This window comes from Sphingopyxis sp. Geo48, from assembly GCF_949769155.1.
In the GTDB taxonomy this organism is placed as follows: Bacteria; Pseudomonadota; Alphaproteobacteria; order Sphingomonadales; family Sphingomonadaceae; genus Sphingopyxis.
Genome location: NZ_CATKPA010000001.1, coordinates 904,587 through 923,246, shown reverse-complemented (window position 1 = coordinate 923,246; position 18,660 = coordinate 904,587). Strand labels below are relative to the sequence as shown.

The 18,660-nt window shown below is 67.9% G+C and carries 26 protein-coding genes; 15 read left to right on the top strand and 11 right to left on the bottom strand.

Annotated elements, in window-relative coordinates:
• Window positions 1–48 precede the first annotated feature (48 nt).
• Together QOL79_RS04760 and pyk are read right to left on the bottom strand one after the other, a co-directional pair.
• Complete coding sequence (locus tag QOL79_RS04760; RefSeq protein WP_058457348.1) at window positions 49–822, bottom strand: arginyltransferase; 774 nt, start codon at window positions 820–822, stop codon at window positions 49–51.
• Window positions 823–1,105: 283 nt separating this feature from the next.
• Window positions 1,106–2,560: a pyruvate kinase gene (pyk, locus tag QOL79_RS04755; RefSeq protein ID WP_283418807.1), complete on the bottom strand. Its 1,455-nt coding sequence runs from the start codon at window positions 2,558–2,560 to the stop codon at window positions 1,106–1,108.
• A 108-nt stretch (window positions 2,561–2,668) separates the two neighbouring features.
• Here pyk and QOL79_RS04750 point away from each other — a divergent pair, with 108 nt between their 5' ends.
• The 15 genes from QOL79_RS04750 (at window position 2,669) to pal (ending at window position 12,579) form a co-directional block, all read left to right on the top strand.
• Complete coding sequence (locus tag QOL79_RS04750) at window positions 2,669–2,989, top strand: DUF1244 domain-containing protein (protein ID WP_058457346.1); 321 nt, start codon at window positions 2,669–2,671, stop codon at window positions 2,987–2,989.
• 63 nt (window positions 2,990–3,052) lie between these two features.
• The gene (locus tag QOL79_RS04745) at window positions 3,053–3,295 is read left to right on the top strand and encodes a DUF2312 domain-containing protein (protein ID WP_003039223.1); all 243 of its coding nucleotides are present in this window, start codon (window positions 3,053–3,055) and stop codon (window positions 3,293–3,295) included.
• A gap of 48 nt (window positions 3,296–3,343) precedes the next feature.
• A complete protein-coding gene (locus tag QOL79_RS04740) occupies window positions 3,344–3,661 on the top strand; it encodes a YbjQ family protein (protein ID WP_283418806.1) in 318 nt (105 codons plus the stop codon).
• Window positions 3,662–3,716: 55 nt separating this feature from the next.
• Complete coding sequence (locus QOL79_RS04735) at window positions 3,717–4,463, top strand: YebC/PmpR family DNA-binding transcriptional regulator (RefSeq protein WP_204991526.1); 747 nt, start codon at window positions 3,717–3,719, stop codon at window positions 4,461–4,463.
• Window positions 4,464–4,611: 148 nt separating this feature from the next.
• Entirely contained in the window at window positions 4,612–5,085 is a 474-nt protein-coding gene (ruvC, locus tag QOL79_RS04730; protein ID WP_283418805.1) for a crossover junction endodeoxyribonuclease RuvC, read from the top strand.
• A gap of 126 nt (window positions 5,086–5,211) precedes the next feature.
• A complete protein-coding gene (ruvA, locus tag QOL79_RS04725; protein ID WP_283418804.1) occupies window positions 5,212–5,811 on the top strand; it encodes a Holliday junction branch migration protein RuvA in 600 nt (199 codons plus the stop codon).
• Window positions 5,808–6,551 carry a ParA family protein gene (locus tag QOL79_RS04720; protein WP_283418803.1) on the top strand — a complete coding sequence of 248 codons (744 nt, stop codon included), beginning with the start codon at window positions 5,808–5,810 and terminating at the stop codon, window positions 6,549–6,551. Before ruvA ends, QOL79_RS04720 begins: the two co-directional genes overlap by 4 nt.
• The gene (locus QOL79_RS04715; protein ID WP_058457340.1) at window positions 6,548–6,949 is read left to right on the top strand and encodes a GFA family protein; all 402 of its coding nucleotides are present in this window, start codon (window positions 6,548–6,550) and stop codon (window positions 6,947–6,949) included. The genes QOL79_RS04720 and QOL79_RS04715 overlap by 4 nt, the downstream gene beginning before the upstream one ends.
• Window positions 6,946–7,974 carry a Holliday junction branch migration DNA helicase RuvB gene (gene ruvB, locus QOL79_RS04710; protein ID WP_283418802.1) on the top strand — a complete coding sequence of 343 codons (1,029 nt, stop codon included), beginning with the start codon at window positions 6,946–6,948 and terminating at the stop codon, window positions 7,972–7,974. The genes QOL79_RS04715 and ruvB overlap by 4 nt, the downstream gene beginning before the upstream one ends.
• A gap of 102 nt (window positions 7,975–8,076) precedes the next feature.
• Entirely contained in the window at window positions 8,077–8,556 is a 480-nt protein-coding gene (locus QOL79_RS04705) for a YbgC/FadM family acyl-CoA thioesterase (protein WP_283418801.1), read from the top strand.
• Entirely contained in the window at window positions 8,550–9,248 is a 699-nt protein-coding gene (gene tolQ / locus QOL79_RS04700) for a protein TolQ (protein ID WP_058457337.1), read from the top strand. The genes QOL79_RS04705 and tolQ overlap by 7 nt, the downstream gene beginning before the upstream one ends.
• Window positions 9,248–9,748, top strand: a complete 501-nt coding sequence (locus tag QOL79_RS04695) for an ExbD/TolR family protein (protein ID WP_204991533.1) — start codon at window positions 9,248–9,250, stop codon at window positions 9,746–9,748. The genes tolQ and QOL79_RS04695 overlap by 1 nt, the downstream gene beginning before the upstream one ends.
• Window positions 9,749–9,754: 6 nt before the next feature.
• Window positions 9,755–10,591: a cell envelope integrity protein TolA gene (gene tolA, locus QOL79_RS04690; protein ID WP_283418800.1), complete on the top strand. Its 837-nt coding sequence runs from the start codon at window positions 9,755–9,757 to the stop codon at window positions 10,589–10,591.
• On the top strand, window positions 10,591–11,964 hold the full coding sequence (tolB, locus tag QOL79_RS04685; RefSeq protein WP_058457335.1) for a Tol-Pal system beta propeller repeat protein TolB: 1,374 nt from the start codon (window positions 10,591–10,593) through the stop codon (window positions 11,962–11,964). Before tolA ends, tolB begins: the two co-directional genes overlap by 1 nt.
• Before the next feature lie 96 nt (window positions 11,965–12,060).
• Window positions 12,061–12,579, top strand: a complete 519-nt coding sequence (gene pal, locus QOL79_RS04680; RefSeq protein WP_282949988.1) for a peptidoglycan-associated lipoprotein Pal — start codon at window positions 12,061–12,063, stop codon at window positions 12,577–12,579.
• On the opposite strand, the gene QOL79_RS04675 is transcribed toward pal, so the two are convergent.
• Genes QOL79_RS04675 through gspG form a run of 9 tightly spaced genes read right to left on the bottom strand, consistent with a single transcriptional unit; the run spans window position 12,566 to window position 18,652 of the window.
• On the bottom strand, window positions 12,566–13,336 hold the full coding sequence (locus tag QOL79_RS04675) for a prepilin peptidase (RefSeq protein WP_156416636.1): 771 nt from the start codon (window positions 13,334–13,336) through the stop codon (window positions 12,566–12,568). The genes pal and QOL79_RS04675 overlap by 14 nt on opposite strands.
• Before the next feature lies 1 nt (window position 13,337).
• Window positions 13,338–14,054, bottom strand: a complete 717-nt coding sequence (gene gspN / locus QOL79_RS04670) for a type II secretion system protein N (protein ID WP_283418799.1) — start codon at window positions 14,052–14,054, stop codon at window positions 13,338–13,340.
• A complete protein-coding gene (locus tag QOL79_RS04665) occupies window positions 14,051–14,521 on the bottom strand; it encodes a type II secretion system protein M (protein ID WP_283418798.1) in 471 nt (156 codons plus the stop codon). The genes gspN and QOL79_RS04665 overlap by 4 nt, the downstream gene beginning before the upstream one ends.
• Before the next feature lie 8 nt (window positions 14,522–14,529).
• Window positions 14,530–15,675: a type II secretion system protein GspL gene (gene gspL / locus QOL79_RS04660; RefSeq protein WP_283418797.1), complete on the bottom strand. Its 1,146-nt coding sequence runs from the start codon at window positions 15,673–15,675 to the stop codon at window positions 14,530–14,532.
• A gap of 1 nt (window position 15,676) precedes the next feature.
• Window positions 15,677–16,684, bottom strand: a complete 1,008-nt coding sequence (gene gspK, locus QOL79_RS04655; RefSeq protein WP_283418796.1) for a type II secretion system minor pseudopilin GspK — start codon at window positions 16,682–16,684, stop codon at window positions 15,677–15,679.
• Complete coding sequence (gene gspJ, locus QOL79_RS04650; protein ID WP_283418795.1) at window positions 16,681–17,292, bottom strand: type II secretion system minor pseudopilin GspJ; 612 nt, start codon at window positions 17,290–17,292, stop codon at window positions 16,681–16,683. Before gspJ ends, gspK begins: the two co-directional genes overlap by 4 nt.
• Window positions 17,289–17,666 (bottom strand): type II secretion system minor pseudopilin GspI, encoded by a 378-nt coding sequence (gene gspI, locus QOL79_RS04645; RefSeq protein WP_283418794.1) that lies wholly within the window; start codon window positions 17,664–17,666, stop codon window positions 17,289–17,291. Before gspI ends, gspJ begins: the two co-directional genes overlap by 4 nt.
• Window positions 17,656–18,165 (bottom strand): type II secretion system minor pseudopilin GspH, encoded by a 510-nt coding sequence (gspH, locus tag QOL79_RS04640; protein WP_283418793.1) that lies wholly within the window; start codon window positions 18,163–18,165, stop codon window positions 17,656–17,658. Before gspH ends, gspI begins: the two co-directional genes overlap by 11 nt.
• Window positions 18,166–18,172: 7 nt before the next feature.
• Window positions 18,173–18,652, bottom strand: a complete 480-nt coding sequence (gene gspG / locus QOL79_RS04635; RefSeq protein WP_167541772.1) for a type II secretion system major pseudopilin GspG — start codon at window positions 18,650–18,652, stop codon at window positions 18,173–18,175.
• Window positions 18,653–18,660: the final 8 nt, after the last annotated feature.

Sequence of the window (18,660 nt, the reverse complement as noted above, 5' to 3'; positions counted from 1 at the left end):
GCGAGGGACAGTTTTCCGCTGCTGCGAGACGTTCGCAATAGCGCGGATTCACGCGACTTCGAACATCGCGGCGATGCGGTCCGACGTCGCCGGCTCGAAGCGCGACCAGCCGTCGGGGCCCAGCTTTTCGAGCGGGCGGAAACGCGCCTTGTACGCCATGCGCGACGACCCCTCGATCCAGTAGCCGAGATAGACATAGGGCAGCCCAGCCTTCGCCGCGCGCAGGACATGGTCGGCGATGATGTACGTCCCGAGCCCTTCGCGCATCGGATGCGCGGAATCGAAGAAGCTGTAGATCATCGACAGCCCGTCGCCCTGCCGGTCGGTCAGGCAGCAACCGACAAGGCGGCCGCGGCTGCCGTCGGTGGTCGGCTCGCGATATTCGATCATATAGCTGTCGACCGGGGTCTGTTCGACCATGTCGGCGAAATCCTGCTCGTCCATGTCGGCCATCCCGCCATTGGGATGGCGCGAGCCGAGATAAGCGCGGAGCAGCGCATATTGCTCCTCGGTCGCCCACGGCTTGCACGCGGTGGCGACGAGATCGCGGTTGCGACGGATCGTCCGCTTCTGCGAGTTGCTGGGGACGAACTCGCTCGCGCACACGCGCACCGACACGCACGCCGAACAATCGGCACAGCTCGGACGATAGGCGACCGACTGGCTGCGGCGAAAGCCGATGCGGCCGAGCGCGTCGTTGAGCTCGCTCGCATTGTTACCGCTGAGTTCGGTGAAAACCTTCCGCTCGGTCTTGCCCTCAAGATAGGGGCACGGCGCGGGACTCGTGACGAAAAAGCGTGGGAAACGGAACGGTGCGGACACGCGGATTGGACCTCCCAGCTGATGATGCGGATCCCCCCGATGCGGGTCCGATGCACGACATGCAGCGAATATGCCGTGCCCGGTCAATGGTGCAAAGTCTATTTACCATTTTTGTTCGTGCCGAACTGAATCAGTCCCGAAATTTTCTGAATCGCGCGGTAACTTTTGTGCCGGACTGAATCAAAAAGGCACAGAAGAGGTCAGCGGCATCGCCGGTCCGGACCATGCTTCTCAGATCGTCACCCCGGCGAAGGCGGGACGGCGAAGGCGGGCGAGCCTCCGGTCAGCTATATCCGCGCAGTTCCTCGCCGGTCAGCGTCGCCACGTGCAGCACGTTGGTCGACCCCGGCGTACCGAAGGGAACGCCCGCCATCATCACCAGCTTCGACCCCGCCGACGCGACGCCATGGCGCAGCGCCATGCGCTTGCCCTTGGCGATCATCTCCTCGAAGCTGCCGATATCCTTCGTCGGCACCGCATGGGCGCCCCACAGCAGCCCCATGCGCCGTGCCGCCTCCTTCTTCGGGGTCAGGACGAGCAAGGGCGCTCCCGGGCGCTCGCGCGCCACGCGGCGCGCGGTCGATCCCGAAAAGGTGAAGCAGATGATCGCGTCGGCGCCCACCGTCGCGGTGATGTCGCCCGCCGCCTCGGCCAGCGCGTCGGCGGTCGTCGCATCGGGCTGCGTCTCGGTGAAATGCAGGCGGCGGAAATAGTCGGGATCGCCTTCGACCGAACGCGCGATCGAATCCATCATGGTGACGGCCTCGACCGGCCACGCGCCCGCCGCGGTTTCGGCCGACAGCATGATCGCATCGGCGCCGTCATAGATGGCGGTCGCGACATCGGACACTTCGGCGCGGGTGGGCGTCGGCGAGACGATCATCGACTCCAGCATCTGCGTCGCAACGACGACGGGCTTGCCCATCCGCCGCGCGGTCGCGACGATGCGCTTCTGCAGCGGCGGCACCGCCTCGGGCGGCAGCTCGACGCCCAGGTCGCCGCGCGCGACCATCGCAGCGTCGGCGATCTCCAATATCTCGTCCATCCGCTGAACCCCCGAGGGCTTCTCGAATTTCACGAGCAGCGCCGCCTTGCCGCCGATCAGCCGCCGCGCCTCGGCGACGTCTTCGGGGCGCTGGACGAAGGACAGCGCGATCCAGTCGACATGCTGTTCGAGCGCGAAGGCCAAGTCCTTGCGGTCCTTTTCGGTCAGCGCCGCGAGCGGCACGACGACGTCGGGGACGTTGACGCCCTTGCGGTCGGAGATCTTGCCGCCGACCTCGACGATCGTCTCGATGCGGTCGTTCGCGACGCTCCTCACGCGCAGCACCAGCTTGCCATCGTCGACGAGCAGGCGTGTGTCGGGTTCGAGCGCGGCAAACAGCTCGGGATGCGGCAGGTGGACGCGCGTCGCGTCGCCCGGCGCCTTGTCGGTGTCGAGGACGAAGGATTTGCCCTTCACCAGCTCGGCGGGACCGTCCCTGAACGTCCCGACGCGCAGCTTCGGCCCCTGCAGGTCGACGAGGATCGTCGTCGGGCGGCCGGTTTCCTTCTCCAGCGCGCGGATCGCGGCGATGACCTGCGCGTGGCCCTCATGGTCGCCATGGCTCATATTCACCCGGAAGGCGTCGGCCCCGGCGCGATGCAGCGCCGCGATCATTTCGGGATTCGCGCTGGCGGGGCCGAGGGTCGCCAGAATGCGCACCTTGCGCTGGCGGGGGGTGAAACTCTGGGCCACAAATGCTCCGATGACGTGGGGGAATTCAGACCGCTTGCCTAGTCGCGTTGCCCCGGCCAAGGCAAGCCGCGTATAGCTATTCATCCGCCGAGCAGAAGGAAAGCCACCATGTCCTGCAGCAACGATACGACCGCCCCGACCGACGCACTCGATACGCTCGACGACGCGGTCGCTGCAGCGGCCTTTCGCCGCCTCGTCCGCCTGCTCCAGCACCGAAGCGACGCGGCGAACATCGACCTGATGGGGCTTGCCGGCTTCTGCCGCAATTGCCTCGGCGACTGGATCGCCGAAGCCGGCGGCATCGACAAGGAAGCCGGCCGCGCGATCGTCCACGGCATGCCGACCGCCGACTGGAAAGCGCGCTTTCATGTCGCCGCGACCCCCGAACAGCTCAAGCGGATGGAAGAAAGCATGGCCAAGAATCCCTGACCCCGCTAATCGGGCGCCGGGGCGATTCTCGCCAACCCACCATCCATCCCAGCGGAGTACACAATGAGCGAAGCCACGACTGCCGACGAACAACTGCGCCTTTTCATCGAGCGCATCGAGCGGCTGGAAGAAGAGAAAAAGGGCATCGCCGACGATATCCGCGACGTCTATTTGGAATCGAAGTCGCAGGGCTATGATCCCAAGATCATGCGCCAGATCGTCCGCCTGCGCAAAATGCCCGTCCACGACCGCAAGGAAATGGAAGCGATCCTCGACGTTTACAAATCGGCGCTCGGCATCGTCTGAGCCCGATCAACCAGCCCCCCCCCGATCAACCAGCCAGGGAGAGTGACGATGTTCAGCACCACGACCAATACTATCGAAGGCCATCCGGTCCGCGAATATCTGGGCATCGTCACCGGCGAGGTGATCGTCGGCGCCAACCTGTTCCGCGACCTGTTCGCCAGCATCACCGACATCGTCGGCGGCCGCTCGGGCAAATATGAGGACGTCCTCGCCCGCGCGCGCAAGGAAGCGATCGGCGAGATGGAAGCCGAAGCCGCGCGCCTCGGCGGCAATGCGGTGATCGGCGTCGATCTCGATTATGAAGTGCTCGGCCAGAATGGCTCGATGCTGATGGTCAGCGCGTCGGGAACCGCCGTGGTTGTCTGATCGGCGTCGGCACGCTAGGGCGACGCCACATTTCCCGTTTCGATGGAGGTAGGCCGTGGCCGGCCATAGTAAATTCAAGAACATCATGCACCGCAAGGGCGCGCAGGACAAAAAGCGCAGCGCCCTTTTTTCGAAGCTTGCGCGTGAAATCACCGTCGCGGCGAAGATGGGCCTGCCCGATCCCGATGCGAACGCGCGCCTGCGCGCCGCGGTGAACGCGGCGAAGGCGCAGTCGATGCCGAAGGACAATATCCAGCGCGCGATCGACAAGGCGTCGGGCGGCGAGGGCGAGAATTACGAGGAAATCCGCTACGAGGGCTATGGCCCCGGCGGCGTGTCGCTGATCGTCGAGGCGCTTACCGACAACCGCAACCGCACCGCGACCAACGTCCGCACCGCCTTCTCGAAAAATGGCGGCAACCTCGGCACCTCGGGCAGCGTCAGCCACGGCTTCGACCGCCTCGGCCTGATCAACTATCCGGCGAGCGCAGGCGACGCCGACACGGTGTTCGAAGCCGCGCTCGACGCGGGCGCCGACGACGTCGAATCGTCCGATGAAGGCCACGACATCTGGACCAGCGTCGACAGCCTGCACGAGGTCGCGAAGGCGCTCGAGGCGAAGCTCGGCGAAGCCGAGGGCGTGAAGCTCGCGTGGCGCCCGACGCTGAAGAGCGAAGTGGCCGACGAGAGCATCGCACAGACGCTGTTCAAGCTGATCGACACGCTCGACGACGACGACGACGTCCAGACCGTGTGGGGCAATTACGAAATCCCCGACGCGGTGATGGAGAAACTGGGTTGATGAATTTCCTCCCTGTGGCGAAGCCATGGGGAGGGGGACCGCTCGCGAAGCGAGTGGTGGAGGGGCGGCGACGTTCGCGCCAAAGCCCCTCCGTCGGCGCTTCGCGCTGCCACCTCCCCATGCCTATGGCACAGGGAGGATTGAAAATATGATCATCCTCGGTCTCGACCCCTCGCTCAGCTGCACCGGCTGGGGCGTGATCCGCGCCGACGGCAGCCGGATCAGCCATATCGCCAACGGCCAGATCAAGACCGACACCAAGGCGCCCCTGCCCGACCGGTTGGCGCATCTCGACACCGTGCTCGCAGCGGTGATCGCCGATCATGCGCCGACGTGTGCGGCGGTCGAGGAAGTTTTCGTCAACGACAATCCGCAATCGACGCTGAAGCTGGCGCACGCCCGCGGCGTCGCGCTGCTCGCCTGCGCGCGCGGCGGCTTGCCGGTGGGCGAATATGCTCCGCGCCTCGTCAAGAAAGCCGTCGTCGGCACCGGCGGCGCGGCGAAGGAACAGGTGCAGGCGATGCTGCGCGTGCTGCTGCCCGGTGCGAAGGTCGCGGGCGCCGATGCGGCCGACGCGCTGGCGGTCGCGATCTGCCACGCGAACCACCGGCCGCGCGTCTAGACATTCGTCACCCCGGACTTGATCCGGGGTCCATACCCAGCGCCGCGATGGATGCCGGATCAAGTCCGGCATGACGAGGACGGGAAATTGATTCCCTTTTCGTTCTCCCCGCGCTAGCACGGACGCATGATCGCAAAACTGACGGGACGGCTCGATTCAAGCGGCGCAGGCCATGCGGTGATCGACGTCGGCGGCGTCGGTTATCTGGTCGAGGCATCGGCGCGCACGTTGGACGCGCTCGGTCCGGTTGGCGGCGACGTCACCATCCACACCGAAATGCTGGTCGGCGAGGATTTCCTCCGCCTGCTCGGCTTTGCCAAGGCCGCGGAACGCGACTGGTTCCGCCTGCTCACCAGCGTCCAGGGCGTCGGCGCGAAGGTCGCGCTCGCGATTCTCTCGGCGCTCGAGATCGGCGACCTGCAACGCGCGCTCGCCAGCGGCGACAGCGCGATGATCGCGCGCGCCAATGGCGTCGGCCCGAAACTCGCGCAGCGGATCACGCATGAGCTCAAGGACAAGGCGGGGGCGTTGGGCGGAATCATGGGTTCGAATCCAGCCCTGTCCGCCACCTCCGGCCCCCTCGCCGACGCCATCACCGCGCTTACCGGCCTCGGCTTCAAGCCCGGCGAAGCAAGCGCGGCGGTCGCGGCTGCAAGCGATGAATTGGGCGCAGATGCCAGCCTCGACGCGCTGGTTCGTGTGGCGCTGAAGAAAGCGGCGAAATGAACGGCAGGACGATCGCGGTCTATAGCCTCAAGGGCGGAGTCGGAAAGACGACGCTCGCGGTCAATCTCGCCTGGGCGGCTGCCAGCCTGTCGAGCCGCCGCACCCTGCTCTGGGACCTCGACGGGCAAGCTGCCGCAACCTACATCCTCGGCCACGACGGAACGGGCAAAAAGGCGCAGGCCGCGATCCGCCGCGATCTCGATCCGGCGAAGCTGATCGCGCCGACCGCAACCGACCGGCTGAGCCTGCTTCCCGCCGACCGGTCGCTGCGCGGGCTCGACGTCGAGTTTCACGAGCTCGACAAGAAAAAGCGGCTCGCGAAGATTGCTGGGGACTTTGCGCGCGGATTCGACCGTATCCTCATCGACTGCCCGCCGGGGCTTACCGACACCTCCGAACAGATTCTCCGCGCCGCCGATCTTGTAATCGTCCCCGTCATCCCGTCACCGCTCGCGCGCCGGGCGCTGGAGGCGATCGAGGAGCATATGGGCGGCAGGAAAGCGCTGCGCGTCCCGCTGCTCCCGGTGTTCTCGATGGTCGACCGCCGCCGCGCGCTCCACCGCGAGACTCTCGCCGACGCGCCCGACTGGCCCGTCATACCGATGGCGAGCGCCTACGAGCGGATGACGGAAGCGCGCGCGCCAATCGGGATGCTCGGTGGCCGGAAGAGCGCTCCCGTCGCGGCGATCGCCGCCCTCTGGCAGACGGTCGAAAAGCGGCTGGCAGCCAGCGCATCATGAGCGACCGCATCCGCCACGCCTCCTGCCGCTGCGGCCAGATCCGCATCGCCTGCACCGGCGAGCCGATCCGCGTGTCGGTGTGCCACTGTCGCAACTGCAAGGCGCGAAGCGGCAGCGCCTTTGCCGCGCAGGCGCGTTTTCCCGCAGCAAATGTGCGCACCGAAGGCGAAGCGAAGCTCTACCAACATGCCGGTGGCAGCGGCACTCTCGCGGATTTCTATTTTTGCGGCAATTGCGGCTCGACGCTCTGGTTCCTCAACCGCCCAGAGATGGACAGTTACGCGGTGCCGATCGGCAATTTCGAACCCGGCCATGATTTCGAACTTCAATTTTCGGTCTATGAGGATCGTCAGGAACCTTGGGTTTGCATCGTCGGCGAGGCAATAGAACGGTTATGACTGAGCCCGCCCTCACGACCCCGATCCGTACCCCCGAGGATGCCGACGCCGCGCTGCGGCCGAAGTCGCTTGCCGAATTCGTCGGACAGGCGGCGGCGCGCGAGAATTTGCGGATATTCATCGAGGCCGCGAAAGCCCGGTCGGATGCGCTCGACCATGTACTCTTCTATGGTCCTCCCGGTCTCGGCAAGACGACGCTGGCGCAGATCGTCGCGAAGGAGCTCGGCGTCGGGTTCCGGTCGACCAGCGGCCCGGTGATCGCGAAGGCCGGCGACCTCGCGGCACTGCTCACCAATCTGGAGGACGGCGACGTCCTGTTCATCGACGAGATCCACCGGCTGTCGCCCGCGGTAGAGGAAATCCTCTATCCCGCGATGGAGGACCGCGCGCTCGACATCATGATCGGCGAAGGGCCGTCGGCGCGCAGCGTGCGGATCGACCTGCCGAAATTCACCCTCGTCGGCGCGACGACGCGGCAGGGCCTGTTGACGACGCCGCTCCGCGACCGCTTCGGCATTCCGGTGCGGCTCAATTTCTACACGCATGGCGAGCTCGAACAGGTCATATCGCGCGCCGCGCGGCTGCTCGCGCTGCCGATCGCCGCCGACGGCGCGCTGGAGATCGCGAAACGCTCGCGCGGGACGCCGCGCATCGCCGGCCGCCTGCTCCGCCGCGTGCGCGATTTCGCGACCGTCGCGGGGCACGCGGTCGTCGATGCGAAAGCTGCCGACGCCGCGCTCAACCGGCTCGAGGTCGACGCGCTCGGGCTCGACGCGATGGACCGCCGCTACCTCGCCATGATCGCCGACATCTATCGCGGCGGCCCCGTCGGGGTCGAGACGCTCGCCGCCGGGCTCAGCGAACCGCGCGATACGATCGAGGATGTGATCGAGCCCTATCTGCTGCAGGTCGGCCTCATTGCCCGCACCGCACGCGGGCGCATGCTCAACGCCAGCGCGTGGAAGCACCTTGGGCTCAATCCGCCCCAAGGCACGCAGGACGGGCTATTCGACGAGGGAAAATAGCGCCGAATCCTGCGCCTTTCATTCCACCAACCGGCTCTCGGGTGCGACGAACCGTTGAAGAGGGGTTCCCGCCGACTCACCCACCCGCTATCGGTCTTAACCATGGTCAGCGGCCCTCCCCCCTTCGTCCCCGGCGCCTTCGTCGGGCCGGCGCATTTTTACCGGCTGCGCGTCTATTTCGAGGACACCGACCTCAGCGGCATCGTCTATCACGCCAATTACCTGCGCTATATGGAGCGCGCGCGCTCGGACATGCTGCGCCTTGCCGGCATCGACCAGCGCGCGGCGATGGAAGCGGGCGAAGGCGCCTGGGCGGTTACCGACCTTGCCATCAAATATCTGAGCCCCGCGAAGCTCGACGACGACCTGACCGTCGTCAGCACCGTCGAGGCGGTGCGCGGCGCGAGCGTCATCATCGCGCAGCGCATCCTTCGCGGTCAGGATGAGTTAACGCCAGAAGTGCTGACAGGCGGACGTGTTACCGCGGCCTTCCTGTCGCCCGGAGGCCGGCCGCGCCGTCAGCCCGCGGGCTGGGCCGAACGCTTTACCGCGATCATGAATGGAGAGACGAACCCTTGCTAGACAATATCAAGCTGGCCGCGGACGCGGCGACGCTGTCCCCCGTCGCGCTGTTCATCCAGGCCGACATCGTCGTGAAGGCGGTGATGATCGGGCTGCTGCTCGCGTCCATCTATGTCTGGGCGGTGATTTTCACCCATGGCCGCAGCGTCGGCAAGCTGATGCGCGCGTCGGAGCAGTTCGAGCGCGATTTCTGGCGCGCCGAGAATATCGACGCCTTTTTCGACAAGAATGGCGGCGAAGAGCTGCCGAGCGCGAAGGTGCTGGGCGCCGGGATCAGCGAATGGCGCCGCTCGACCAAGGGCAAGGTGATCGACCGCGACGGAACGCGCGAGCGGCTGGGCGTCGCGATGAATTCGGCGGTCGAGGGCGAGGTCGACCGCCTCGCCGAGAAGATCGGCACGCTCGCGACCATCGGCGCCGTCGCACCGTTCGTCGGTCTGTTCGGCACCGTCTGGGGCATCATGCGCAGCTTCACCGCGATCGCGGCGGAGAATAACAGCAGCCTCGCGGTCGTCGCGCCGGGGATTGCCGAGGCGCTGTTCGCGACCGCCATCGGCCTGTTCGCGGCGATCCCGGCGGTGATCGCCTACAACGCCTTCTCGCAGCGGCTGAACCGCCTCGAATCGCGCCTCGGCCGCTTCGCCGACGGGCTGCACGCGACCTTCAGCCGCGAGCTGGAGGCGGACGCCTGATGGCGATGTCGGGCCCTTCCGGCGGCGCCGGCGGACGGCGGCGCGGTCGCGGCGGACGCCGTGCGCCGATGGCCGACATCAACGTCACCCCGCTCGTCGACGTGATGCTGGTGCTGCTGATCATCTTCATGATCACCGCGCCCCTGCTCGCCTCCGCGGTGCCGATCGACCTTCCCGAAAGCCGCGCAAAGCCGGTCGAGACCGAGGAGCAGGAACCGGTCCAGTTATCGATCAATGGCGATGACACGATCTACATCGGCGATCAGGTCGTGCCCGAGGCCGAGCTTCCCGCGCGCCTCGACGCGATCGCGCGCGAGAATGAGGGCCAGGACAAGCCGCGCCAGATCATGCTGCGCGCCGACAAGACCCTCGACTTTGGTCGGGTCGCGAAAGTCATGGGCGAACTCAATCGGGCAGGGCTGACACGGATCGCGATTGTCACCACAGGGTCGGACGACGCGCCGTCGGCGGTCACCGCCGGTTCAGACAGCGCTCAATAGGGTCGGATGATGGTTGCGGATACGGCGCCAGGGGCAAATCAGCGGATCGGCATCGCGGTGGCGGTGCTGCTGCATGTCGTCGTGATCGGCCTGCTCTCGGTGCAATGGACGCGCGGCGACCGCCGCTTCGACAATCCGCCGATGGAGGTCGATCTGGTCGCCGAGACCGCGCCGCAATCGACCGCGCCGGTGATCACCGAGGAGGCTCCAGCCACCCGCCTGGGCGAAGAAGACGCGACCGACATCGCCGCGCCCGAACCCATGCCCGCTCCTCCGGTCCCCGAGCCGATCGTCCGCCCGACCCCGGCGCCCGCGCCCAGGCTGGTGCAGCGTCCGACCCCGACACCCGCGAAGAAGCAACCACCCGCGCAGAAGGCGCAGCCCAAACCCGCGCCCAAGGCTGCACCGCCGCCGAAGAAAACACCGACGCGCCCGACCGGCCGTCTCGACGGCATCGCCGAAGGGCTGAGCAGGGCGCCGAGCAAGTCGACGCAAACCAAGGGTGCGCCCGCGGCCGCCACCGCGGCCGAGGTCAAACGATCGATCGACGTCGCGATCGACGGCAAGATCCTGCCCTTCTGGCGCCGCAACGTGCCCTCGGGCGTCGATATCGACCAGCTCCGCGTCGTGCTGCGCATCCAGCTCAGCCGCGACGGGCGGATCACGAGCATCGCCCAGGTCGGCGAACTCACCGGCAAGACCGACAGCAATGCGCCGCAGCAGAAATTGTTCGTCGAGCGCGCCGAGCGGTCGATCCGGCAGGCCTCGCCGTTCGACCTGCCCGACGAATATTATGATCAGTGGAGGGTCTGGGACGTGACCTTCCGAGCGAAAGGAATGTGATGAAACGCTCGCTGGCCACCCGGCTCACCCTTCTCGCCGCCGCGATGGGCGCGTTCGCAGCGCTTCCCGCGGCGGCTCAGACGCCGCCCGCGACCACCGAGGACACGCCGCGCACCGCCGAGGTCGTCGCCGAAGTCTCGACCGAGCGCACGGTGATCGCTGTCCCCGCCTTCGCGACCCCCGCCGTCGTCAATGTCGCTGGCCTCAGCACCGGTACGCTCGGCCGCCAGATCGCCGACGTCATCGCCGCCGACCTTGAACGCAGCGGACTCTACGCGCCGCTTGGCCCCGGCAGCGTGCGCGCGATCACGATGGGCGAAGTGCGCGCGCCGCAGTTCGCCGACTGGCAGGCGCGCAACGCCGACAATGTCGTCCATGGCTTCGTCCAGGCGAGCAGTACCGGTGGGCTCGTCGTCGGCTGCTATCTCTACGACACCGCGCTCCAGACCGAACTGGTGCGCCAGGGTTACGAGATTCAGCCCGGCGACTGGCGCCGCGCCGCGCACAAATGCGCCGACGCCATCTATTCGCGCCTGTCGGGGGAATCGCCCTTCTTCGACAGCCGCGTCGCCTATATCGCCGAGAGCGGACCCAAGGGGAACCGCATCAAACGCCTCGCGATCATGGATTCGGACGGCGGCAACCACCGCTTCATCACCAATGGCCAGGCGCTCGCGATCAGCCCGCGTTTCTCGCCCGATTACAAGAAGATCGTGTACGTCTCCTACCTGAACAACCGCGTTCGCGTGTTCATCTATGACATCAACGCGGGGACGCAGAAGCTCGTCACCGAAAGCAGCAACGCGACCTTCGCGCCGCGTTGGTCGCCCGACGGGCGGCAGATCCTCTATTCGATGGCGGTCGGCGGCAACACCGACATCTATCGCGTCTCGGCCGACGGCGGCACGCCGGTTCGGCTGACAAGCACGCCGGGGATCGACGTCGGCGGCAGTTTTTCGCCCGACGGGCGCAAGATCGTGTTCGAAAGCGACCGGTCGGGCAGCCAGCAAATCTATACGATGAATATCGACGGTTCGAACCAGCAGCGGATCAGCTTTGGCGGCGGGCGCTATGCGACCCCCGAATGGTCGCCGCGCGGCGACCTGATCGCCTTCACCAGGATGGGCGGCGGCGAGTTCCGCGTCGGCGTCATGACGCCGTCGGGGGGCGGCGAGCGGCTATTGACCAACAGCTGGCAGGATGAAGCACCGACCTGGTCGCCGAACGGCCGCGTCATCCAGTTCTTCCGCACCTCGCCGGGGCGCGAGGGCAAATCGACGCTGTGGCAGGTCGACCTGACCGGCGTGAACCTGCGCCGACTGCCGACGCCGCAGGACGGATCGGACCCGAGCTGGGGGCCGATCCTGCCCTGAAGCGCGGGCGCGGAACCAAAGGAAAACCGGGGGGTTCAACTTGAGTTCATCCCCGACCCGCACGACTGAAGACTGAGCAACAAGAGGACAGAACCCATGACGATACGCAAAACCACCGCGATGATCGCGGCGATCACCATGCTGACTGTCGGGGCTTGCGCGAAAAAAGCGCCCGATACGCTTCCGCCCTCTCCCGATGGCAGCGGCACCGACGCGGGCGCCGGAACCGGCACCGGCGTCGTTCCGGGATCGCAGGAAGACTTCCTCGCCAGCGTCGGCGCCATGGGCGACCGCATCTTCTTCGATCTCGACCAGTATAATGTCGATGCGCAGGATCAGGCGACGCTGCAGAGCCAGGCGCAGTGGCTGGCGCGCAACCCCGCGGTCCGCGTAACGCTGGAGGGCCATGCCGACGAACGCGGCACCCGCGACTATAATATCGCGCTCGGCGAACGCCGCGCCAATGCCGCGAAAAACTATCTCGCCTCGATCGGCGTCGATCCGTCGCGCATCGACGTCATCAGCTATGGCAAGGAACGTCCGGCGGCGCTCGGCTCGACCGAGGAAGCCTGGGCGCAGAACCGCCGCGCGGTGACCGTCGTCATCGGGCGATAAGGACAGGCCACAGCGGCACCGCGACCCACGCCGCGGCGCACGCGAAAAGACCGAAGGGGATCTGCTGCTCACCAAGCGGCCGGTCCCCTTTTTTCTTGCCGAGCACCGCAAAAACAACCCCTCCGAGGCTCGCGAGCAGCAGCATGAGCGGCAACGCCTGCCAGCCGAGCCATGCGCCGATCGCCGCGACGAGCTTCGGATCGCCGCCGCCCATCCCGTCCTTCAGGCGCAGCTTGCGATAGAGAGCCGCGATTCCGGCAAGCGTCAGCCCGCAGACTACAGCGCCGACCCAGCGGTCGACGAGCGTCGTTTGCAGCAACGGCCCCGCGATGAGCAGCCCTGCAACGCCAAGCAGCGCGTTGAGCCCGTCGGGGAGCCAGAAATGCCGCGCGTCGAGCAAAGCCAATGGCAAGAGCAGCCAGCCGAACAGCGCCCAGAGCCATCCTGCCGTGCCGGGCATGATCGCCAGCGCCGCGACGCCCAGCAGCGCCGACCCGAGCTCGACGCGCCAATGAAAGGGATCGATGGCTCGACCGCATTCGCGGCATCGCCCGCGTGATGCGAGCGCCGACAGCAGCGGCACGAGATCGAGCGCACCTAGCTGGCGCCCGCAGCCATCGCACTGCGACCGCCCGAGGACGGACCTGCCTGCCGGCCAGCGCAATACCAGCGTCGCGATAAAGCTGCCGAGGACAAGCCCGATCAGCCCTGCCAGAAAGACGCCCGCGCCGATGGGCAAGGCGTCGAGGATGGTCACGTCAGAAGCGGCCCGAGGTCGCCAGCACGAACCCGTTCGCTCCGGACTTGAAGCCGAGTACCGCCAGCGCCGCCGCCATCGCCGGATCGCGGTCGACGTTGATCGCGAACTCGGCGCGATAGGCGCCCTTGCCGTCGAAGGCGAGCGTCAGCCGCTCCATCCCGGACTGGCTCGCAAGCGCCGCCTGCGCCCGCCCGCCCGCGCATCGCAGCGGCCCCGACAGCCCCTGCGACAGGTCGAGCCCGGCGATCGGCGCCGCGACCGACAGCTGGATGCGTCCCGTCGCCTCGGCGCATTTCCCGCCATCGTCGAAACGCACCGTCGCGCCCTCGAAGCGGATCGTGTCGGCGGGGATCAGGCCTAGGCCGCCCGCAAGCGAGGTCGTGCCGTTGACATCGGACATGCCGCGCGGGTCGCTGCCATAGAGGCGCCCCGACAGTGCGCCAAGCCGTTCGTCGGCGCGTTCGAAGGTCAGTTCGGTGCTGCCGCCCAGCAAGGCGATCGGCGACAGGCTCGCACGCACCGTGCCGAGCGGCAGAGCGCCAAGCCGCGCGTCGATCAGCGCGCCCGACCAGATCGAGCCGCGAATTTCGCGCGCCGATACGCCCGCGTCGGCGGCGCCGGCCAGCGACAGCGCCAGCCGCATCGGAAAGGTCGCGACGATCAGCAGTAGCGCCAACAGCGCGGCCGCGATCGCCAAGCGTCGCCGCGCGCTCATTCCCCGCCCTTTCTGAGTTCGGCGGTCATCCCGACGGTTCCGTCCGCGGCCGGCGTGATCGTCAGCTGGTCGACGACGAAACCCTGCGCTTCCAGGCCGGCGAGCCAGTCGGTCAGCACCGGCGCCTTCGCCGTCGCGATCGCGATCGTCACCTGCCGCTGCCCCCGCGCCTCGTTGCGGTCGAGCGTCAGACCGATCTCTCCCGCCGACTGCGCAAGATACTGGTCGATCGCCACCGCATCGACCGCCGCCGCGACCGACTTCGCCGGGCGCCGGGAAAGCAGCCCGACCTTGGCCGCGACGCGCCCTTCGCGCTCGATCGCGGCGCGATGGCGGCTTTCGAGGTCAAGGAACGCTGCGACCGCCGGGCGCCCGAGCGCCCAGCCGAGCACGGCGACCGCCAGCGCGCCCGCGACGCCAACCAGCCAGCGTTCGCGTGTCGACAGCCCGCTCCACCAGTTTTTCATCGCTTCCATCATGGTACCGCCCGGATCGTCACATTGGCCATCTGCTGGCCGTCGGTGCCCGCCATCGGCTGCGCGGTGATGCGATATCCGCGCGCCTGCAGCGCCAGCAGCACCTTGTTGATGTCTTCGACGCGCGGCGCGGCGAGCGTGGTCGACAGCGTGCCGTCGGTGCGGTGCGACAGCGTCTTCAGCGCCACCCCCGGCGTATCGCGCATCGCGTCATAGAGCGCCGACGCCGGTACGGAGAAAGCGAGCGGTCCGCCGCCCGCCGCAGCGAGGCGGCGGTCGAGTTCGGCCTCGGCCGCTTCGGCATCCTGGGCTTTGATGCCGGCCTTTTGCGCAAGATCGACAGTCGCCTCGTCGGCACGGCTAGTATCGCTCGTCAACCGCACCGCATGGACGATCGGGATCAGCAGGCTCACCGCGACGAGCGCGATCAACAGCCGCTTGCCGATCCACACCAGCGCGGGATCGAGCGACCAGCTCCGCTTCGGCTTCCACGCGCCGGTCAGCAGGTCGATCGGCGGCGTGGCAAGCGACAGCATCAGCGCCTCGCGCATCGGCTCGGCCGCCAGCGGCGCAATCACCCGCTCGCCCGCGATCAGCTGGTCGAGCTCGGGATCGGACAGGAAGGCGCGATCGGCGGTGCGCACAATCGCTTCACCGCCGACATCGGCGGTCCACAGCGCATCGGGCTCGGGCGGCGGGACGGTCGCGGCCGACGGAACGATCGCTGCCGCCGACAGCCCCCGTGCCGCGAGCCAGTCGCGCCAGGCCGCCATCGCCGCATGGGTCGTCACCGCGACCGGAACCGCCTGCCCGTCCTCCGTCGGCTGCCCGGCAACGACGTGGAGCGCCGCCGCGTCGCCCAGACTGCCGCGCAGCGCGTCTATCCGCGCCGCGGCGGCCGCCTGCGCGGGCGCGGCGTCGGGATAATGATACCAGCGAACCGGAATATCGGCGGCGGGGGCCAGCGCGACCAGCCGGTCCTCGGCTTCGCCGTCCGCCGGTTTCTCCCAGGCGTCGATCCAGCCATCGTCCTGACCCGAATCGACGATGACGCCATCATCGACGCGCAGCCACGCGGGGCGGAATGCATCCTCGCCCGACAACGCCGCCAGCGGGGGCAGCCAGAGAACAAGCGTGCGGCTCACGTCAGTCGGTCTCGCCCCAGTCGCGGCGGACGATCGTCGGGGCGGCCTGGCCGGCGCTGGCCGCCCCGCCGTTCGCGTCGATGAGCGATCTTGCCGTCAAAACCCCGTCCCCTATCGTAACATTCGTCGTCAGCGCGAGCCAGCGGCTGTTCACCCCGGCCTGTTCGGCGACATCCTGCGGCGGTTCGCGGCCCTCAAAGGCCCGGCCCTCCCAGAATCGCACGCTGCTGCCATAGCCGCCCACAGGCCGCGCCGCCAGCGCCGCCCGCGCGTCGGCGACGCTGATCTGGCCGGGCAGCAGCATCGCGATCAGCGGCGCCTGTTCGGGGGTCAGCGTGTTGACGTTGAGCTTCACCGCGTCGGTCACCGGCAACACGCAGACCCAGGGTTTGAGCTGCGCATAGATTTTCGGCGTCACCCCCCGCACGGCGCGGAGTTCGCTGACGTCCGCCATCTTGCGGTTCGCCGCGAGATAGCTCGTCTGCATCCCGCGATAGACATTGTCTTCGGCGCCGAGCGGGCCGTCGTTGCTGTCGCTGTCGACCCAGTCGGCCGCCGCGCCGGCGATCTGCTGCGCCTGTCCCTCGCCGATGCCGATCAGTTTCATCAGCGCGGCGAATTGGCGCACCGAACCCGACCGCTGGCTCAGCCTTCCCGGTGCGGTTTCGGCGGCGAGGCTGTTGAGGTTGAAACAATTGTTCGCATCGGTCAGCCGCGCCTGCCCCTGCCCGCCCGGCAGCGGCAGGGTGAAATCGCGCCCGAGCCACCCCCCGTCGAGCGTCAGCCGCGTCGGATCGCGCGACACAAGGCTGGAAACCCGGCGCAGCGCAATCTGCTCGGCGGCGAAGGCATAGGCGCGCCCCTGATCGACCGTCGATGCGCTGCCCGCGATCCGCGTCGCGAGCGTCAGGCGGTCGAGCGCGGTCGCGGCGATCACCGCCATCACCGCGACGAGCAGCAACACCGTGAGCAGCGCCGCGCCGCGTTCGCCTTTCGGATGGCGGGTCATGCCGGCGGCGCTCCCGCAGCGAGGGGCGGCGGCAGCGTCGGCCCGGTCAGGAACAGCATCGCCAGCGGCGCGCGGCCGGTCCGCGTCAGCCGCACCTCGACCGCGCGCGGCAGCCGGTCGCCGGGATCGCTGCTCCAGCTTTCGCTCCAGTTCCCCTGCGCATCGCGATAGCGCACCGCAGCCGCGGTGACGTCGCCGATCAGCCGGTCGCCATCCGACAGCGCGGTGCCGTCGAGCATCGGCTGGGTCGCGCGGCGCCATTCGCCGCCGGTCAGCGCATAGCCGACGCGCTCGACGTTCGGGCGCGGGCTGCCGTCCAGCGATCCGGCGCCCGCGTGGACGAAGGCGAAGCCATTGGGCGATCCGACAAAGGCGGGGACGGGCTCGCCCGCCTGCCCGCGCGTCGACCGCTGCACCGCCTGCGCAAGGTCGTTCGCCATCACCGCGCGCACGCGGTTGATCCCGCTCATGCCCTGAAGCCGCGCCTGCACGGCATCCTGCGTGTCGACGCTGCTGCGCAGCAGGCTCACCCCCATCGCCGCGATCACCGCGAAGATCGATAGCGCGACGAGCATCTCGACGAGCGTGAAGCCGCGTTCGTCCTTCATCGCGACGGCCTGATGATCGTCAGCGTCGCCTGCCCGCGCCCGCTTTCGGGCCGGACGATCAGGTCGATGCGCAGCAGGCTGTCGTCGGCGGTCTTCGCGACGCGTTGTTCGACACGCCAGTTGCGCCCCGCATTGGCGACGCTGCCCGCGCTCGCACCGATCGTCGGCGGCGACGGGTCGGTCCAGAGTTCGACGGCGCGGTTCTGCGCCACGATGCCCGCCATCGTGCTTTCGTCGAGATCGCCGGCGGTACGCACCGCATAGGCATCGAGCCGGACCAGCGTCAGCGCCGCGATGCTGATGATGCTGAGCGCCACCAGCATTTCCAGCAGGGTGAAGCCTCGTTGGTCGGCCGACGTACGGTTATTCTCCACGACTGACATCCCCCGCCGCGGAAACGCGGACGATCTCGCGCGCGTCGCCGCCCGACAGCACGACCGCCTGGGGGGTCGGGCTGGTGCCGACGCGGTCGAACAGGATGCGCGCCGCGCCCTGCCCGTCGCCCGCGACGAAGCGGACATCGGACGGCCAGTTCCGCTGTTCGAACGCGCGGCCGGGCAGCGGCTGCCAGGCGCCCTCGACCCTCCGCTCGAAGCCATAGCCGGACGGCGCGAGATTGACCGACACGCTGCGCCCCTCGATCACCGCGACGTCGCGCGCGGCGGCAAGGCGCGCGGCGAGCCGGTCGGCCTCGCTGCGCACATTGCGCTCTTCGCCGGGAATGGTCAGCACGACGGCGGTCGCTGCGAGCGCCATGATCGCCAGCACGACCATCAGTTCGACGAGCGTGAAGCCGCGTTCGCTTACCGGCGAACGCGCCCCCGCGAAGGGTGTCCGGAGGCGCGTGACTCCGGACACGGCCCAGTCGAACATCGGCGTCTTATCCTTCGCTGCGAATATCCGCATTTTCGTCGGTCCCGCCGGGCGCGCCGTCGGCGCCCATCGACCACACGTCGAACGCCTTTCCGTTCGCGCCGGGCGCCTGATAATTATAGGGGCGGCCCCAGGGATCCTGCGGCAGTTTCTTGATGTAACCGCCGCGGCGATAGCGCTCGGGCTGCGCGAGCGCCGGCGGCGCGGTGGTCAATGCGTTCAGGCCGTCGGTCGTCGCCGGATAGCTGAGATTGTCGAGGCGATATTGCTCGAGCGCGCTTTCCAGCGTGGCGATATCGGCCTTCGCCTTGGTGACCATCGCCTTGTCCTGACTGGGCAGGACGTTGATCAGAACGACCGTCGCAAGCAGGCCGATGATGAAGATGACGACCATCAGTTCGGTCAGGGTAAAGCCGCGCTCGTCCTTCTTGCGCCGACGGCTGTCGGGACGTGCGGGATCGATCATGAGGCGAAGGAAAAGCTGCATCAGCGACA

Coding starts and splice junctions, on each gene's coding strand:
- QOL79_RS04705 (WP_283418801.1), top strand. CDS start 8,077: ATGGTCAGCGGCCCTCCCCCCTTCGTCCCCGGCGCCTTCGTCGGGCCG.
- ruvA (WP_283418804.1), top strand. CDS start 5,212: ATGATCGCAAAACTGACGGGACGGCTCGATTCAAGCGGCGCAGGCCAT.
- QOL79_RS04740 (WP_283418806.1), top strand. CDS start 3,344: ATGTTCAGCACCACGACCAATACTATCGAAGGCCATCCGGTCCGCGAA.
- QOL79_RS04750 (WP_058457346.1), top strand. CDS start 2,669: ATGTCCTGCAGCAACGATACGACCGCCCCGACCGACGCACTCGATACG.
- tolA (WP_283418800.1), top strand. CDS start 9,755: ATGATGGTTGCGGATACGGCGCCAGGGGCAAATCAGCGGATCGGCATC.
- gspH (WP_283418793.1), bottom strand. CDS start 18,165: ATGTTCGACTGGGCCGTGTCCGGAGTCACGCGCCTCCGGACACCCTTC.
- gspN (WP_283418799.1), bottom strand. CDS start 14,054: ATGAGCGCGCGGCGACGCTTGGCGATCGCGGCCGCGCTGTTGGCGCTA.
- gspG (WP_167541772.1), bottom strand. CDS start 18,652: ATGCAGCTTTTCCTTCGCCTCATGATCGATCCCGCACGTCCCGACAGC.
- QOL79_RS04695 (WP_204991533.1), top strand. CDS start 9,248: ATGGCGATGTCGGGCCCTTCCGGCGGCGCCGGCGGACGGCGGCGCGGT.
- QOL79_RS04745 (WP_003039223.1), top strand. CDS start 3,053: ATGAGCGAAGCCACGACTGCCGACGAACAACTGCGCCTTTTCATCGAG.
- QOL79_RS04665 (WP_283418798.1), bottom strand. CDS start 14,521: ATGAAAAACTGGTGGAGCGGGCTGTCGACACGCGAACGCTGGCTGGTT.
- gspJ (WP_283418795.1), bottom strand. CDS start 17,292: ATGAAGGACGAACGCGGCTTCACGCTCGTCGAGATGCTCGTCGCGCTA.
- gspK (WP_283418796.1), bottom strand. CDS start 16,684: ATGACCCGCCATCCGAAAGGCGAACGCGGCGCGGCGCTGCTCACGGTG.
- ruvC (WP_283418805.1), top strand. CDS start 4,612: ATGATCATCCTCGGTCTCGACCCCTCGCTCAGCTGCACCGGCTGGGGC.
- tolB (WP_058457335.1), top strand. CDS start 10,591: ATGAAACGCTCGCTGGCCACCCGGCTCACCCTTCTCGCCGCCGCGATG.
- ruvB (WP_283418802.1), top strand. CDS start 6,946: ATGACTGAGCCCGCCCTCACGACCCCGATCCGTACCCCCGAGGATGCC.
- QOL79_RS04720 (WP_283418803.1), top strand. CDS start 5,808: ATGAACGGCAGGACGATCGCGGTCTATAGCCTCAAGGGCGGAGTCGGA.
- pal (WP_282949988.1), top strand. CDS start 12,061: ATGACGATACGCAAAACCACCGCGATGATCGCGGCGATCACCATGCTG.
- QOL79_RS04715 (WP_058457340.1), top strand. CDS start 6,548: ATGAGCGACCGCATCCGCCACGCCTCCTGCCGCTGCGGCCAGATCCGC.